This window comes from Phocaeicola salanitronis DSM 18170, assembly GCF_000190575.1.
In the GTDB taxonomy this organism is placed as follows: Bacteria; Bacteroidota; Bacteroidia; order Bacteroidales; family Bacteroidaceae; genus Phocaeicola; species Phocaeicola salanitronis.
In genome coordinates this window covers 429,522-443,041 of record NC_015164.1, presented here as the reverse complement: position 1 = coordinate 443,041, position 13,520 = coordinate 429,522, and the positions used below count along the sequence as shown (strand labels likewise).

The following is a 13,520-nucleotide window of genomic DNA, read 5'->3' as shown; positions in this document are numbered from 1 at the left end:
GAACACGGGGCCAGTGTGGATGCCAGCCCCGTGTCTTTGTCAGCTTTGTTGAAAATACTCCTGCCAATTCTCTTCATCAACAGTCAGTCTGCCCATTTCCCAATCATATTCCACTTCAGGCATATTGGAGTAAGGGAAATACACGGTATAGCCTATCTGACCGTAAGAGCTGTGCAAGGGTATAACACAAATCTCGTGGCCATAATAAGGCTGCGGCGTACAGTATTTCCGCCAGTCGAAACGGCCTGCCGCAATATTGCAGCAAAGTAACTTCAGAGCCATTATACCTTTCCAACCTTGAAAGTCTTTCTTGCAATTTCTTTCCATAATAATCTAATGAGCCAAGTTATAATAAATTTCGGGTTCGCTTGATACATTGTAAATCCACCTGCCGCACCGAATCAGCAGCGCATTCTTTCCGTAGTACAGCCTTTTCATTCCGGCAATGCTCCCGGACTTGTGGAAATTAGGGAAACGGCTGATGCCTATTCTTTCACCATCCCGTCTGTAAAGTGTCTTTGTTCTCATGTCAATGCTGTTTTTAATGAGTTATAAAAATCTGTGAAAAGTCTTTTCGCCTCTTCCATCTCATCCACAATGTCCTTGATATGGTAAGGTGCACCACACTTGCCGTGCCCGTCATGGCCAATCCACCGATAGGCTTCATAGTCGGGGTCAAAGTCCTCGCAATACCGCTCCACATCCCCAAGAAACCCGCCAAATTTGTTTCCTGTCAGTTCGGCGCAAAATCCGTAATCCAGTCCATGCTTTGTGTAATAGCGGAAATCGAATACTACAGTGTCTTCTTCCTCGTCTGTACTTACTGTCCAGCCGAAATCGAAGGCGATGCTTTTGATTAGTTCTACTGTTGTCATTGTCCTATTTTTTATTTTCCCTTTGTTCCGGGCCTTCCGACCCTCCGAAGGGATTGTTTTTATGTGCGGTTTTCACGGCGAAGACAAGGATAGCAGGCAAGGAATCTGCGGTGAAATTTTATGAAAAGCCGCTATCTGTGATTGCGGAAAGTTTCCGTCAAATTTTATCCTGATAGGCAAGGCGGTCCTTGACCGGCTATCCGTTCGCTGTACCTTTGCCGCATAAAAACAGCCTGTGGGGTGTTGGCGGTACATGGAAATGAGCTTTATCCATTATAAAAAGGAGGGAGCCCATGACCTATGGGCATGTTATAACAGGCTCGGCCAGTCCCGTTGTGAGGCAGCCACCACCGGCCGGGATACCGCCTCTGCCGATGATGGCTGTCTTGTCATTCATATCATATCTTATTTACAATGTCCTCCAGATATTCAATCCGCTTATATACGGCGGATGCTTCAGGATAGCATTCCGTCAATTCCGCCCATTCGAGGGTCTTATGCAGTTCGTCAAAAGTCAGTCTCAATTCTGCAAGTCCCTCCCGTAATTTCCGTTTCAAATCAATTCTTTCCTGTTCGTTCATAATCTTTTAATTTAGAGTCAGAAATGATAATCAATGACGCCTCCGATGTAGAGCAGTGTGCCGGGTTCATACCCACAAACCTCGCGCATAAACTCGTAAGACTGTTCGGCATAGGATTGCGCACCCTCCGTATCCGTATAAAACCAATAAGCTGTTTCAAGCGGGTTCTTCAAGTATTTTTCAAGCTGATAGACCGGGCCAATCCAATCCTGTACTGTGTCAGGAGTAACGACTTCCACCTTGTTACGCAAACCTGCGACAAATTCTTCTTTCCACTTTTCCGCCCCACCGATGTAGCGGATTGTATCTTCAGCGACAAGCTCGAACATCCCTTTGGGCAGGATATGGTTTACCAATACGTCAATGTGGTACTTGCGCTCCTCCTCGTCAATTTTGTCGCAATAGTCAAAATAACTGTCATCGCCCTGCATGAGCGTGTCTTCGTTCAGATAGCAGTCCTTGCTTACCTTTGTCGTTGTAATTTGAAAAATTTTGCTGTGCATAATCTTGAATTTTAGTATGTTAAACTTTTTTCTTCCCTTTTCTCGAAAGCCTTTTTCGGCTTCCTTGTCGGGAAAGATTTTACATGCAAGCGTCACAGCGGGAAAAGGGACGGAAAGACAAGCAGGACATGGAGGAATTTAGCGGAATACCCAAATCTGGGATTTGCGGAAGGCTGCCGCCAAATTCTGAACATGTCAGTATAGCGGTGCTTGACATCCGTACCAACGCTGTACTTTTGCATGAGAAAATCACTCCGGCGGGGAATGCCGGAAGTGGAGGAACAGACTATGACCCATGATAAAAGTGGACAGAAGTTGCGAAATAAAAAGGCAGGACGGAAGGGACATACAAAAGGTTGCAGTGCCTTTCAAGGCATCCGGCTAAAACTGGGAGCAGGAACTGGAAAAAGGATTGTGATGACATGAAAAATCCCCCGAACTGACTTGCAGCCCGGGAGATATGCCCCTTTACCCGAGTCAACTTATCACCTCAAACTCATGCAGGTAGCAGAAAGCATCTTCGCACTTCTCACTCCATTCTGCATCAAGAGCTTCGACATCCTTTGCCGACCTTATTGGTTTCCCAGTCTCTTTCTCAATCCACTTGAACGCATCTTCCTGATTCTCGAAGTATTCGCTGATGTACTCTTCTTCGGGCGTACAGGCATCAAAAAAATACCTGTCGGGGAAATAGACACCCGAACTGTCGTTCGTTTCATAAATTCCCATGCCCGGCTCTTCCGCCTGAAAATAATAGTAAAGTGACGGATATTTTTCCCTCACAAGGTCAAACACCTCATTGCAGGGAGACCACGCCGTTTCGGTGTATAACCTTATCACTTCGCCGTCCATTTCAAGGCAGCTCCACTCACCACGACAGCTTACATCGTTCCAATCCTTGCCCAGGGCATCCACAAGGCATCCAAGCCATGTAGTCCCGAAGCCATTTTCCACTGAAGGCTTTTCCATGTTTTCCAATCCTTTCATTAATTCATAGAGGCTCTTGATTTCATTTGCATCGCCCTCTATTGCGTATGCACTACTGCACCAGTTTGGCATAACTCTAAATTTTTATTCGTTAAACTTTCTTTTTCCTCCCTCTTCTCGAAAGCCTTCTTCGGCTTCCTTGTCGGGAAAGATTTTACATGCAGGACAGACAGCGTGTAAAGAACAGGTAAGGCAAGGAAACTGTCATGGATTTAACGGAATACCCAACCCTGCGGGGAACCGGCGGTTCATCTTCGATTTGGGAAGGCTGCCGCTCAATCCGTGAACCGGTTAGCGTAGCGGTACTTGACGGCTGGACGGACGCTGTACTTTTGCATGGGAAAATCACTCCGGCAGGGAATGCCAGAAAGCGGAGAGAGTGGCTATGAGGCAGATTAAAAGCGGACAGAACTTGCGGAGTATAAAAGTAAGCGTGATTACTGGATACAAAAGGATACCATACAAATACCCTTTTGGATAGGGAGATGAGTTCATACCTTAAGTGATGATACATCGCGGATAAAGTATTATCTCCCAAACACCACATATTGATGAGTTTATACCTTATCTCGATTATTTTAGCAGATAAAGTATAAACTTATTCGTAAAAAGTTTGGCTATTACATTCAGATTAAGTACTTTTGCCCCAAATACAGAGTATCATGCAGGACAAACTGATTTCACGAAAGAAAGAATGTGAGGATTTACAACGTTGTCTGGATTCAGACCGTTCGGAATTTGTCATTATAAGCGGCCGCCGTCGTATAGGTAAGACATATCTTATAGACAAATTCTTCAACTACAAATACGATTTTACGTTCGTGGGTGAGCATAAGACTTCAGCAACGATTCAGATAAAGAACTTCATGCGGGCACTTCACCGCCAGTCCAAGAAACGCCAACCGAAAGCGGAGACATGGTATGATGCCTTCAATGCGCTTGAAGATTATCTTGAAACATTGCCCTCTGACAGAAAGAAGGTTATTTTCATTGATGAAATGCCGTGGATGGATACACAACGCTCGAACTTCGTCAGTGCATTGGAGAATTTTTGGAACGGATGGTGCAACAGGCGCACAGACATCATGCTTATCGCCACCGGTTCGGCGACATCATGGATGGCAGACAAAATAGTAGGAAATCAAGGCGGTCTCCATGCAAGAGTCACCTGCAACCTGCACCTGCCACCGTTCAATCTGCACGAAACGGAAGAATACCTGAGACAAAGGAACTGTCAATGGGACAGATACCAGATATTACAATGCTACATGATATTAGGAGGCGTACCATACTACTTGAGCCTTCTGAACATGTCAGATAGCCTTGTTCAGAATATAGACTGGCTGTTTTTCACCGAAGGAGCATTGCTGAGAAATGAGTTCGATGAACTATACAACGCCCTTTTTGCCAATGCGGACACTTATATATCTGTAGTCAAACTATTGTCAGAAAACAAGTCTGGGATGTTAAGGGAGGACATAGCCAAAGCCACCGGCTTGGAAGGTGCGTTTCTCAGCAAAATATTGAAGAATCTGGAGCGTTGCGATTTTATCACCCGGTTGTCACAATATGGGCAAAAAGTCCGAAACAACATATTCCGGCTTACGGATTTCTACACGCTCTTCTATTATAAGTTCATTGAAAACAACAACACCAAAGACGACAGGTGGTGGAGCAACAACATGAGTTCACGCAGTGTATCTGCATGGATGGGGCTGAGCTTTGAATTGGTATGCCTGAATCATCATAAACAGATTAAAGGAGCACTTGGGATTGCCGGAGTGGGAACCGCCATATCCACATGGCGGAGCACGGCCGATCCTGAAAAAGGGATTCCCGGCTTTCAGATTGATATGATAATCGAACGCGCAGACAGGATTATCCATTTGTGCGAAATGAAATTCAGCACGGACCAATATGGCATCACCGACAGCTATGAAAAAAAACTGAGGGAACGTATGGGACTGTTCCGAATGGCGACAAAAAACAAGAAATCGCTTGTTATCACTTTTGTGACGACATACGGTGTAGTAGGTGGAAAGCATAAAAGTATTGTCCATAGTGAGGTAACTATGGATGATCTTTTTCAGGCATAAGCGATAGTCAGAAGTAGATTCTAATAAAAAAGTGAGAGCCAATCCGTCACGGACAGGCTCGCACAAAAAATGAAAAAGCAGTTTCCATTTATGAACAAAAAGACTACTTATCTGAAATAAAGTTCTACTTTCGTGTGTCTGTTGGCTTCGTTCGGCACATAATACGATATGCCGCCCTCATATGTTCTGGTAATGCTTTCTGCCGATAAGCCACGCTTGATGAGTTCACCGGCAATGTAATCGGCTCTGGCTGTGCTCAACGCATTGTTGATAGAAGCTGTGCCGGTTGCGCTATCTGCCGCTCCCGTGACTTTTACGGACAGTCCATACTTCTTGGCTACATGAGCGAGCGCGTCAAGATTGACCTTTTGCAGAGAGTCCGTAAGGTGGGCGGTGTTAAGATCAAAGAAGAAATAGACCGGAGAGCCTATACATTCGCCTCCATGCTGCATGAGGGCGAAATAACCGGCTGCGGAAACAGTGTCCGGGCGGTTGATTGCCGCATTCCATTTTCCGGGCAGGCTGTCCGTTCCCACTTTGCAGATGCTGTCCGTATTCATGCCCTGAATACTGTCTGTACCCGTTTCTGTTACAAGGGGCGAGTTGCCGTCCCAATGACGGTTCTTCAACCGGGCTCGGAGGGAGTTCAGTCCGCTGTAATTGTTTACGGGAAACCTCCTGTCATCGGCTTCCATGTCTTCAAACAGATGTCCGTAAGTGTCAAGCAGCCCTTCTATTTCGAGAATCTTCTTCAGCTCGTCCAAAGTCCTTCTTTCCTTGTCCAGCTTTCCCGCATATTGCCTGTTCCGTTCTGTCAGGGTGTTCGCATAGCCGGTCAGCCACTCGTTATGCCGTTCATACGGATGGGTGTCAACAGCACGTTTCCAGCCGACCTTGCCAATGTTAAATGAAAAGCCTGCCGTCAATGAAAGCATGTGGTCTCCGAGGTGGTTCGCTTTACCGTATCCGTCGAAGTCCTGGAAGGTGGTCGTCCCGGAAAGTTCCATCAGGACACTTACCCTCTTGGACAAACGGTACTGACCTTGTATGCCGTATGATATGGCAAGCGGATTATGTCCGTTGTCTGCATTGTGCAATAGCCCAAGACCCGCATACGGAGAAAGACTCCATCGGACATTATCCTGTTTCGCATACCTGCTTCCGAGCAGATTCCACATCAGATCCGCATGGACATGATGATATTCCTGTGTGGACAGTTGACTGTCCTTGAAATGCAGCCCGCTGTAATTGACACGGACGCCGACCGACGGTGTGAACCATTTGCCCACACCCATAGTGTACGAAGGCTTGAGTCTCCCGAAAAGGTCTTCACAGCCGAGCGGCGTGCCGAGAAACGCCGATGCCCCTCCGGACAGGCTGACAAACCAGTTGCCGCTTTTGCGTGTCGGGACTACCACTCCGTCAAGATAAGAGGGCTGCATCGGGCGTAGCATTTCAATGCCGTTACTGAAACTTTCATATCGGACAGTATCGCTGTCCGACGGTGCAGCATTCGCATGGTTGTGCAGCGAACAAAGTGCCGCAAAGAACAAAATGATATGTTTCGTCATAATCTGATACTTTATTGGTTGATTCTTTTGATTTATGGGTCAGGGATGCCGGTCAACGCTTGGGCTTCCTGCCGATTGCAGGCTTCATCATGCGACTTGCCATCCTCATGCAGCGGAGAGCCCATGCACGGTTGTCCTCGTCTTCGTCCCGTCCCCATTTGAGGTCGCTCTTGCTTCCGCCTCCGCCATGTGTTTCGGCAAAGGTGGTGGCATCATCGACCATGCCCAGGAATAGCAAGGTGGCGCAGTGCATGACCTCTTTCCCTTGTTCCGCTATAGACTGTACAAGAGTGCCGTCAAACATCTGCCGTTCCGGGCCGGTCATCCGTGTCGAAAGGTCACGGAACTCATTCACCATATTTTCCAGCATCGCGTCCTTGAGCAGACTGTCCACTTTGGAATGGACATCACGGGAGTATTTGTAGGCTTCTTCCTTGAGATGTTCTGTCCTCTCCTGAATGGCATCCATGTTCTCTTTGAGGTCGGACAGCTGTCGGTCAGCCAGCTTCAGCTTATCCTGTTTGTCTGCCAGTTTAAGCTGGATATAGGCAAGCTCCTTTTTCAGCTTGTCCGTCTCGGCGGATATGGCATCGGCATCGCCCTTGTGCTCTTTCAGTTCGTCTTCAAGAACGGCGAGCCTTGCCTCTTTCTCCGCTTGCTTCTTCAAAAGATTTTCCACCATAGAGGTCAGACCCTTAACCCTGCGCTCTGCCAGCCGGATGTCCGATTGGAGATCCGAAAGGACTTCTTTGTGCCGGGCTATCTGTTCCTCAATGGTCGTACATTCCTCCGACAGCATACGACGGTATTCCTCAGTTGTTCTGTGACGAGCGCCGGACTCTGAGACGCTGCTGCCTCTGGCAAGTCCCCACTTCCTGTTCACCTCGGCAAAGTCGCTGTGCAGCTGCTTCATTCTCGCGCTGTACTCGTATTTGTCCTTTCCGGCAAATATCTCCTTGTATGCAAACTTGCCGTCCTTTATTGGCAGTAGCGTACAATGTACATGGGGATTCTGTTCATCGAGGTGCACAACGAACGCCGCGATGTTCTGCTCGCCATACTTTTCACTGATGAATCTATAGGCATCCTTTGCCCACTGCTCAATTTCCGGCTTTCTGACGATCCGGCTGTTGTCCGCTCCTTGCTCGAAATCCACATCCTGCTTTCCAAAGGCAAGCTGCCGCATCAGTTCGCGGGAGCCGCCGAGGATAATGTTGACCACCGTCCTGTACTTGGGTTCCACCAGTCCTTCGTTCGGGTCCTTAATACCCCGCTGACGGAGACTGTCGGCCATCCTATCCGGAATGCTCCGGCTTTTGTCCACAGGACGCACCTTGCCGTTTACTATCTCAAAGTTCAGATGTTCCCTTGTCGGGTCGTAGTTACCTTTCTTCATGGCATATTCCGCCGCCTTCTCACTGCGGTTACGCAGATGTTCGTTGCTTTGGGCGGTGGTGATGCCTTTGGAGACCTGAACGTCGAGAACCTGTTTTGCATTTGCCATACTGCTTCTTCTGTTGCATTGGATAATCTTTCATGTCCCAGCTTGCTGCCTGCCTGGACATCTCTCCCAATGGCTCCTGTCATTGGGGTATTAGGCTCCCCATCCCTTTGTTTGGTGGCAGACGGGCAAGCCCGGATGCCTGCTATAAACGGCAGGACGGCTACGCCGGTTATCGGTCGGATTATCCGTGGTTATACAATGGGGTTCGGCAGTCCGCACCTGCGGATTTCTCCAGGGCTTTCGCCGCAGCCGACAGGAACGGGTCGTGAAGGTCGTCAAGGAGCAGCTGACGGTCGTCGTCGTGGTCGATGTCCTTTTCTTTCCCTGAGTTCAGAATTTGCTCTGCAAGAGTCTTTGACAGGTCAATGAATGACGGCCAGCTTGCTCCCAGATCAAAACAGAAGTATTGCATGAGTTTCATGCTTTCTTCCGGCTTCGACCGGCGCAACACTTTCCGCAGGGCAGCAAGAACGATGCACTCCACAGCAGCGGTGTGAATTTTCAGCACCCGCGTGTTCATCCTCTCCGGCAACTTCTGCAAGGTGACACTGCAGTCGTCTTCCGGCAGTTCATACTTGAGTCCGACATCGGTGATGGACTGGTGTACAATCTGACCACACGCAATACCGGCGTCATCGGAAGTGGTGCTGCCGTTTATCCATTCGGACAGGATTCCGTTCAGTTGACGGACAATGCCTGCGGTTCCCTGCACAATATCGGGTACGGCATGGCTGCCATCATGCAGGTGCATGGTGATGACCATGCTTTTCGGCAGTTTCGTCCTTTCCAGCTGTCCGAATGATTCCAGCGTATCAAGAAAGGAACGGACAGTAGCCCTGTGCCACCGCCATTCGGTTGCGAGGTCTGAAACGGTCACATGGCACTGCCTCGGCCTGAGCTCGAAATCCTGATTTCTTAAAAAAGGGGAAACAAAGCCTGCCAGCGACTTGTCCAACAGGTCGCAATAGGCTTCTGTCCTTGTCTTGCGTTCGCCGACCTTTTCCTTGAGGAAGTCGAACAGACCGATACATGTCGATATGGTTGCGGTCATTGCTTCTTTATTCTTCATCTTCATTCTGTTTTTTGTGATTGACTATTGTGCGGATAAGATAAGGCCGCTTCTGTCCGCATTATCATGGCAGCCTCGCGTGATGATTGCAATGGTAGATGTCGGACATCTCATCCGGATGTTCCGACAGGTAAAGTCTCCTGTCCCGGTCCTCCCATTCGGCCAGAACTCTGCCGGAGGGATAGAACAGGGCTGCCAGAAGGATATATGAGACGGTAACGGACAGGGTGAACAACTGCGGCACGATACATACAGCCAGTGCGAAGACGCCGCAGGCGACAAATGCCTTCGGACGGTCGAGCAGCTTGCGGAGCCATCTGTCCGTCCTCCTGGCGGAGAACATGGCGGCACATACGATGGCAGACAATACCGTGCCGAACTGTCCGGGATGTCCGGTCGTATAGACATAATGGAAAAGGAGCAACAGGACCACAAGCACCTGCGTGTAGAATTTGCGGGCCTGGGCATTGTCTGTCATGGCACGGTAGAATACTGCCATGAAGGAACGGCGGCTCCTGTACAACGCCATCGGCAGAATGACAAGCAGTGCTATGAATACAAATTGTAATAGAAGGCTGGTCATAGGTAGGATGGCTTTGATGTCAAATGTATGGGCTGTTCAAGCAGCTCCAAACGTACAATGCCGTGTGTGGCCAACAGTATGATGGCTTCTGCATCTGGAGCCGTGAGATACATGGCGGCTTTCTTGATTCGCTGACGGAACTGCCTGTCCTGCTTGCGCAATGTGGCCAACGCCCTGTCCAAATCGTGTTCGGGAATGTTCCACACGGTGCCTTCGGCACAGCCTCCGTTCGGCTTGAATGCCCGTAGGACCAGCGTGCGGGAAACGAGGTAGTCTGTCCTGTCGCTCCTTGCGATGACGTGCTCCCTGTAAAGGCTGGCATCGGCCACCTCAATCCATGTCCTGTGTGCATTGATCCAGTACACCATCTGTCGGTACAATGTATTTCTCATATAAAATCCATCAATAAGTCTTCCTTGTTCCTCCTGTATTTCAATGTGCCACTTTTCGAATGCAGTTTAAGATCAAGGCAAAGGTCGCCGTACATCAGATCGAGCGAATCGTAAATAGTGGCGAAAACGCAGCTGACCCTGCCATCGGCATCGGTCTTGGTGTTCATCTTGAACATCTGCCCGAATGCGGGATTGGAGTACGCACAGGTGCTGTGCCCGTACTGCTCCGTCGGCATCGGGATATGGTGGTACAGCGTAATCAGTTCCATGTCGTCCTCGAACATGTCCATTACCTCTTCCAACTCGTAGGTGTCGCGCAGAGGAAATGTAAGCAGTACATAGTCTCCGTAGAACTGCGGTTCCTCCATTGTCGTCACGTCGAGAAGCTGCGGCAACTGCAACGGGACGAAAGAAAGGAAATCGTTCAGAAAATGTCGTAGCATATTCATGTCTGTTTGTGTTTCGTTCATAATGTCCGGATGTATATCCCCATCAGCGTGCCGGGCAGTTCCGCCAGTCCGTTATTGTCCGACTGCAGGACATCTCCCAGCCGGGTAAAAGCCGCAGGCGTCTGTTCCGCAATGTGGCGCAACTTCTCTTTTTCGTATCCGGAAAGCAAGGCCATACAAATGCCGTCCATCGAGATGTAGGGCTGCAGTATCATGCACGCATATCCGAATGCCTGCGCCCTGGATTTCACTTTGTCCTCGCGGATGTCATTGAGGCAGGCAACCGCATTCTGTATAATCCGGCGGTTGGTACGCATGGCCATGTATATCATTGCATCCCGGTAGGATATCTCCTTTTTCTCCGCAGCGAGAAAAACCAGCGAGCAGCATCGTTCCGTGTCTTTTGTCAAATCCGACACATCCTCTCCAGTCAGACCATCAAGGTGTGTAAGAAATATGCGGAACATTACATCCTCGTCTCGGATGAAAGTTTTCAAGTCGGTAAGATTATGTATTCCACCCTGCAACGTTCGGGCAAGTAACCGACGGTATGCTGAACGAATGCCGTTGCCATCAATGGCAAGGGGCGGAATACTGTCAAGAGAAACAAAAAAAGGCCTTATACTGTCTGCCGCGTCTGCCAGTTCTTTGTCGTCGCAATAGGGAGAAGTCCTTTCCTTGAGCACAAACACGTTCTGATAGGAACGCGGTGCTGACCCTGCCAGACGGGTGAACTCCGTGCGGAGAGAATCGTGAACCTCGTTGCATTTACCGTACAGGTCGGAATGGGGATTGCCGGAAGTGTCCTGTGCCGCATAGAAAAAGACGGAATCCTTGAGGGACTGCCACCGGTTGATATGGATTGCCAGCTCTTCCGTCGGGAGGCTGTCCATGTTTCTAATTTCACTCAGGAACTTTCCGTATATTCCGGCAGGATCTTCTTTCATTGACGATTCGGCACTGCCATTTCCGTTACTACAAGATACGGACAGGAACATGGCTACCGATGCGGCAACCAACCCGGCCAAAAGAGACCTTGATTTTGAATATGATTTTGTATCTATCATCTTGAAATTTCAGACTAAAAACGACACAAAACTATACAATATTTGCCATAAAACGCGATTTAAAACCACATTTTGATGATTATTTTTATTCATATTCAACAGTATGATTTCCAATGAAAACAAGTGAAAGAAAAAGTAAGTTCAGAATACGATTTTTAGAATAAATATGCCGGAGTATGATTTCAGACAAACAAAAAACATTATCTTTGCATCGGTTATTATTTTCAGCATAAGACAATGGCAAAAGTTGGATACATATTCAAGGCTAATCACTATGATTCATACGAGGCCGATAAGGAATGGATGTTGAAATTCGGCTGTGTACAGGTGATTGAGGAAGAGACTGACCATGAGCTGATGCGTCCGCAATGGAAACAGCTCATGAATGCCCTTGACCGGGGTGACGAGCTTGTGGTATCGAAGTTCAGTAACGCGGTTCGCGGAGTGCGGGAACTTGCCGTCTGCATAGAGATGTGCAGAATCAAGGTCGTGCGTCTGATTTCCATTCATGACCGAATTGACAGCCGAAATGAACTGTTCAAGGAAACTACAGCGGCGGAGGTTCTTGAAATGATTGGAGCTCTTCCGGAAGAAATAGCCGCATTGCGGAAGTCTTCCAGCCATATCATGCTGTTCCAAAAGAACATCAAATCTCCGGCCAAGACGATGAAGACTTTATCCCGGAGTGAACGGGAAAGAACCATCGTGGATATGTACAATGCCGGTTATTCTATGGACGACATTGCCAATGTAAGCGGATTCAGCAGCAGGAGTTCGATATTCCGTATTCTGAACAAATACAATGTCGATTTGAACAGAGGACGGACCAAAGGACCGAGACGGAAAAAGGGAACAGAAGAAACAGAGTGAAATTAAAGTCTTAACAATGGATAAAGAGATAGTTACAGAGCGACTTATATTGCGTCCCTGGCAAGAGTCGGATGCAGAATCCTTATATAAATACGCCCGGGATCCCGAAATCGGCCCTATTGCGGGCTGGCCTCCTCATACTTCTGTGGAAGACAGCCTGAATGTGATCCGGACTGTGTTTTCCGCTCCGGAGACCTATGCTGTGGTCCTGAAAGAGACAGGCGAGCCTGTCGGGAGCGCAGGAATCATGGACGGAGAAGGTCTGCACAGTGCTCAAATGCAGGCAGGCGAGGCTGAAATAGGCTACTGGATAGGCAGGCCGTTCTGGGGACAGGGTCTTATACCAGAGGCCGTGCGCCGCCTGCTGCGAAGGTGTTTTGAGGATTTGGGAATGACCGCCGTCTGGTGCGGGTATTATGACGGCAATACGAAATCCTGCCGGGTGATGGAGAAATGCGGTTTCCGTTTCCATCATACGGAAGAAGGCAAGACCTCCCCGCTTGGCGATGTCCGCACGGAGCATTTCATGCGGATGACGAAGGAGGAATGGGAAAAATAATAAAAGAATATGAACGTCCTAAAATCTCTTCCCGTCTGGCTCTGTTTTATTCCCGTGGCCATTCTCAATGGCGGGCTGCGGGAATATGTATTGGCGAAGACCATCGGAGAGGAATGGGCATTGCCCGTTAGCGGAATTACACTAAGCGTATGTATTTTTCTGATTACTTGGCTACTGCTTCCGCGAATAATAAAAGCCTTTACCTCCAAAGATAGTTGGTTGATTGGGATAGGCTGGGCATTGTTGACGATTGTTTTTGAATTTGCCGCAGGACTGGCGGGAGGCAGTACTGTTTCGGAACTTTTAGCCGCTTACAATCCGTTGTCCGGCAATTTGTGGTTGCTGGTTCTGGCGACTACTTTGTTATCACCAATCGTGACGAAGAAATGCAGATTCGCTTAAAAAGAAATAGAT

The 13,520-nt window shown here is 48.5% G+C and carries 18 protein-coding genes; 5 read left to right on the top strand and 13 right to left on the bottom strand.

What is annotated here, in order from left to right; all coding sequences use genetic code 11:
• Nucleotides 1-39 precede the first annotated feature (39 nt).
• The 6 genes from BACSA_RS02030 to BACSA_RS02000 form a co-directional block, all read right to left on the bottom strand.
• A complete protein-coding gene (locus BACSA_RS02030; protein ID WP_013616462.1) occupies nt 40-327 on the bottom strand; it encodes a hypothetical protein in 288 nt (95 codons plus the stop codon).
• A 6-nt stretch (nt 328-333) separates the two neighbouring features.
• The gene (locus BACSA_RS02025; RefSeq protein ID WP_013616461.1) at nt 334-528 is read right to left on the bottom strand and encodes a hypothetical protein; all 195 of its coding nucleotides are present in this window, start codon (nt 526-528) and stop codon (nt 334-336) included.
• The gene (locus BACSA_RS02020) at nt 525-875 is read right to left on the bottom strand and encodes a hypothetical protein (RefSeq protein ID WP_013616460.1); all 351 of its coding nucleotides are present in this window, start codon (nt 873-875) and stop codon (nt 525-527) included. Before BACSA_RS02020 ends, BACSA_RS02025 begins: the two co-directional genes overlap by 4 nt.
• Nucleotides 876-1,273: 398 nt before the next feature.
• Nucleotides 1,274-1,456, bottom strand: coding sequence for a hypothetical protein (locus BACSA_RS02015; protein WP_013616458.1), 183 nt, complete (start codon nt 1,454-1,456; stop codon nt 1,274-1,276).
• Nucleotides 1,457-1,473: 17 nt separating this feature from the next.
• Nucleotides 1,474-1,959 (bottom strand): hypothetical protein, encoded by a 486-nt coding sequence (locus BACSA_RS02010; RefSeq protein ID WP_013616457.1) that lies wholly within the window; start codon nt 1,957-1,959, stop codon nt 1,474-1,476.
• A gap of 477 nt (nt 1,960-2,436) precedes the next feature.
• Nucleotides 2,437-3,018 carry a hypothetical protein gene (locus BACSA_RS02000; RefSeq protein ID WP_013616456.1) on the bottom strand — a complete coding sequence of 194 codons (582 nt, stop codon included), beginning with the start codon at nt 3,016-3,018 and terminating at the stop codon, nt 2,437-2,439.
• 134 nt (nt 3,019-3,152) lie between these two features.
• Here BACSA_RS02000 and BACSA_RS19720 point away from each other — a divergent pair, with 134 nt between their 5' ends.
• Both BACSA_RS19720 and BACSA_RS01995 read left to right on the top strand, forming a co-directional pair.
• Nucleotides 3,153-3,335, top strand: a complete 183-nt coding sequence (locus BACSA_RS19720) for a hypothetical protein (RefSeq protein WP_144005168.1) — start codon at nt 3,153-3,155, stop codon at nt 3,333-3,335.
• 273 nt (nt 3,336-3,608) lie between these two features.
• Entirely contained in the window at nt 3,609-5,042 is a 1,434-nt protein-coding gene (locus BACSA_RS01995; RefSeq protein WP_041584176.1) for an AAA family ATPase, read from the top strand.
• 107 nt (nt 5,043-5,149) lie between these two features.
• On the opposite strand, the gene BACSA_RS01990 is transcribed toward BACSA_RS01995, so the two are convergent.
• From BACSA_RS01990 to BACSA_RS01960, 7 genes are all read right to left on the bottom strand, one after another.
• On the bottom strand, nt 5,150-6,613 hold the full coding sequence (locus BACSA_RS01990) for an OmpA family protein (RefSeq protein WP_013616454.1): 1,464 nt from the start codon (nt 6,611-6,613) through the stop codon (nt 5,150-5,152).
• Between the two features lie 52 nt (nt 6,614-6,665).
• Nucleotides 6,666-8,117 (bottom strand): MobV family relaxase, encoded by a 1,452-nt coding sequence (gene mobV / locus BACSA_RS01985; protein ID WP_013616453.1) that lies wholly within the window; start codon nt 8,115-8,117, stop codon nt 6,666-6,668.
• A gap of 181 nt (nt 8,118-8,298) precedes the next feature.
• The gene (locus BACSA_RS01980; protein ID WP_013616452.1) at nt 8,299-9,186 is read right to left on the bottom strand and encodes a hypothetical protein; all 888 of its coding nucleotides are present in this window, start codon (nt 9,184-9,186) and stop codon (nt 8,299-8,301) included.
• Between the two features lie 64 nt (nt 9,187-9,250).
• The gene (locus BACSA_RS01975) at nt 9,251-9,769 is read right to left on the bottom strand and encodes a hypothetical protein (protein WP_013616451.1); all 519 of its coding nucleotides are present in this window, start codon (nt 9,767-9,769) and stop codon (nt 9,251-9,253) included.
• A complete protein-coding gene (locus tag BACSA_RS01970; protein WP_013616450.1) occupies nt 9,766-10,161 on the bottom strand; it encodes a hypothetical protein in 396 nt (131 codons plus the stop codon). The genes BACSA_RS01975 and BACSA_RS01970 overlap by 4 nt, the downstream gene beginning before the upstream one ends.
• Nucleotides 10,158-10,610 (bottom strand): hypothetical protein, encoded by a 453-nt coding sequence (locus BACSA_RS01965; RefSeq protein WP_041583836.1) that lies wholly within the window; start codon nt 10,608-10,610, stop codon nt 10,158-10,160. Before BACSA_RS01965 ends, BACSA_RS01970 begins: the two co-directional genes overlap by 4 nt.
• Before the next feature lie 17 nt (nt 10,611-10,627).
• On the bottom strand, nt 10,628-11,638 hold the full coding sequence (locus BACSA_RS01960; protein ID WP_013616448.1) for a hypothetical protein: 1,011 nt from the start codon (nt 11,636-11,638) through the stop codon (nt 10,628-10,630).
• A 276-nt stretch (nt 11,639-11,914) separates the two neighbouring features.
• Here BACSA_RS01960 and BACSA_RS01955 point away from each other — a divergent pair, with 276 nt between their 5' ends.
• Genes BACSA_RS01955 through BACSA_RS01945 form a run of 3 tightly spaced genes read left to right on the top strand, consistent with a single transcriptional unit; the run spans nt 11,915 to nt 13,508 of the window.
• On the top strand, nt 11,915-12,547 hold the full coding sequence (locus tag BACSA_RS01955; RefSeq protein ID WP_013616447.1) for a recombinase family protein: 633 nt from the start codon (nt 11,915-11,917) through the stop codon (nt 12,545-12,547).
• A 16-nt stretch (nt 12,548-12,563) separates the two neighbouring features.
• Nucleotides 12,564-13,106, top strand: a complete 543-nt coding sequence (locus BACSA_RS01950) for a GNAT family N-acetyltransferase (RefSeq protein WP_013616446.1) — start codon at nt 12,564-12,566, stop codon at nt 13,104-13,106.
• Nucleotides 13,107-13,115: 9 nt separating this feature from the next.
• Nucleotides 13,116-13,508, top strand: a complete 393-nt coding sequence (locus BACSA_RS01945; protein ID WP_013616445.1) for a hypothetical protein — start codon at nt 13,116-13,118, stop codon at nt 13,506-13,508.
• The last annotated feature ends 12 nt before the right edge of the window (nt 13,509-13,520 follow it).

Bases quoted from the DNA above. Each gene is read 5' to 3' on its own strand.
- BACSA_RS02030 (WP_013616462.1), bottom strand. From the start codon at position 327: ATGGAAAGAAATTGCAAGAAAGACTTTCAAGGTTGGAAAGGTATAATG.
- BACSA_RS02010 (WP_013616457.1), bottom strand. From the start codon at position 1,959: ATGCACAGCAAAATTTTTCAAATTACAACGACAAAGGTAAGCAAGGAC.
- BACSA_RS01975 (WP_013616451.1), bottom strand. From the start codon at position 9,769: ATGACCAGCCTTCTATTACAATTTGTATTCATAGCACTGCTTGTCATT.
- BACSA_RS01945 (WP_013616445.1), top strand. From the start codon at position 13,116: ATGAACGTCCTAAAATCTCTTCCCGTCTGGCTCTGTTTTATTCCCGTG.
- BACSA_RS01955 (WP_013616447.1), top strand. From the start codon at position 11,915: ATGGCAAAAGTTGGATACATATTCAAGGCTAATCACTATGATTCATAC.
- BACSA_RS01970 (WP_013616450.1), bottom strand. From the start codon at position 10,161: ATGAGAAATACATTGTACCGACAGATGGTGTACTGGATCAATGCACAC.
- BACSA_RS01995 (WP_041584176.1), top strand. From the start codon at position 3,609: ATGCAGGACAAACTGATTTCACGAAAGAAAGAATGTGAGGATTTACAA.
- BACSA_RS01980 (WP_013616452.1), bottom strand. From the start codon at position 9,186: ATGAAGAATAAAGAAGCAATGACCGCAACCATATCGACATGTATCGGT.
- BACSA_RS02025 (WP_013616461.1), bottom strand. From the start codon at position 528: ATGAGAACAAAGACACTTTACAGACGGGATGGTGAAAGAATAGGCATC.
- mobV (WP_013616453.1), bottom strand. From the start codon at position 8,117: ATGGCAAATGCAAAACAGGTTCTCGACGTTCAGGTCTCCAAAGGCATC.
- BACSA_RS01965 (WP_041583836.1), bottom strand. From the start codon at position 10,610: ATGAATATGCTACGACATTTTCTGAACGATTTCCTTTCTTTCGTCCCG.
- BACSA_RS02000 (WP_013616456.1), bottom strand. From the start codon at position 3,018: ATGCCAAACTGGTGCAGTAGTGCATACGCAATAGAGGGCGATGCAAAT.
- BACSA_RS02015 (WP_013616458.1), bottom strand. From the start codon at position 1,456: ATGAACGAACAGGAAAGAATTGATTTGAAACGGAAATTACGGGAGGGA.
- BACSA_RS19720 (WP_144005168.1), top strand. From the start codon at position 3,153: ATGGATTTAACGGAATACCCAACCCTGCGGGGAACCGGCGGTTCATCT.
- BACSA_RS01950 (WP_013616446.1), top strand. From the start codon at position 12,564: ATGGATAAAGAGATAGTTACAGAGCGACTTATATTGCGTCCCTGGCAA.
- BACSA_RS01990 (WP_013616454.1), bottom strand. From the start codon at position 6,613: ATGACGAAACATATCATTTTGTTCTTTGCGGCACTTTGTTCGCTGCAC.
- BACSA_RS02020 (WP_013616460.1), bottom strand. From the start codon at position 875: ATGACAACAGTAGAACTAATCAAAAGCATCGCCTTCGATTTCGGCTGG.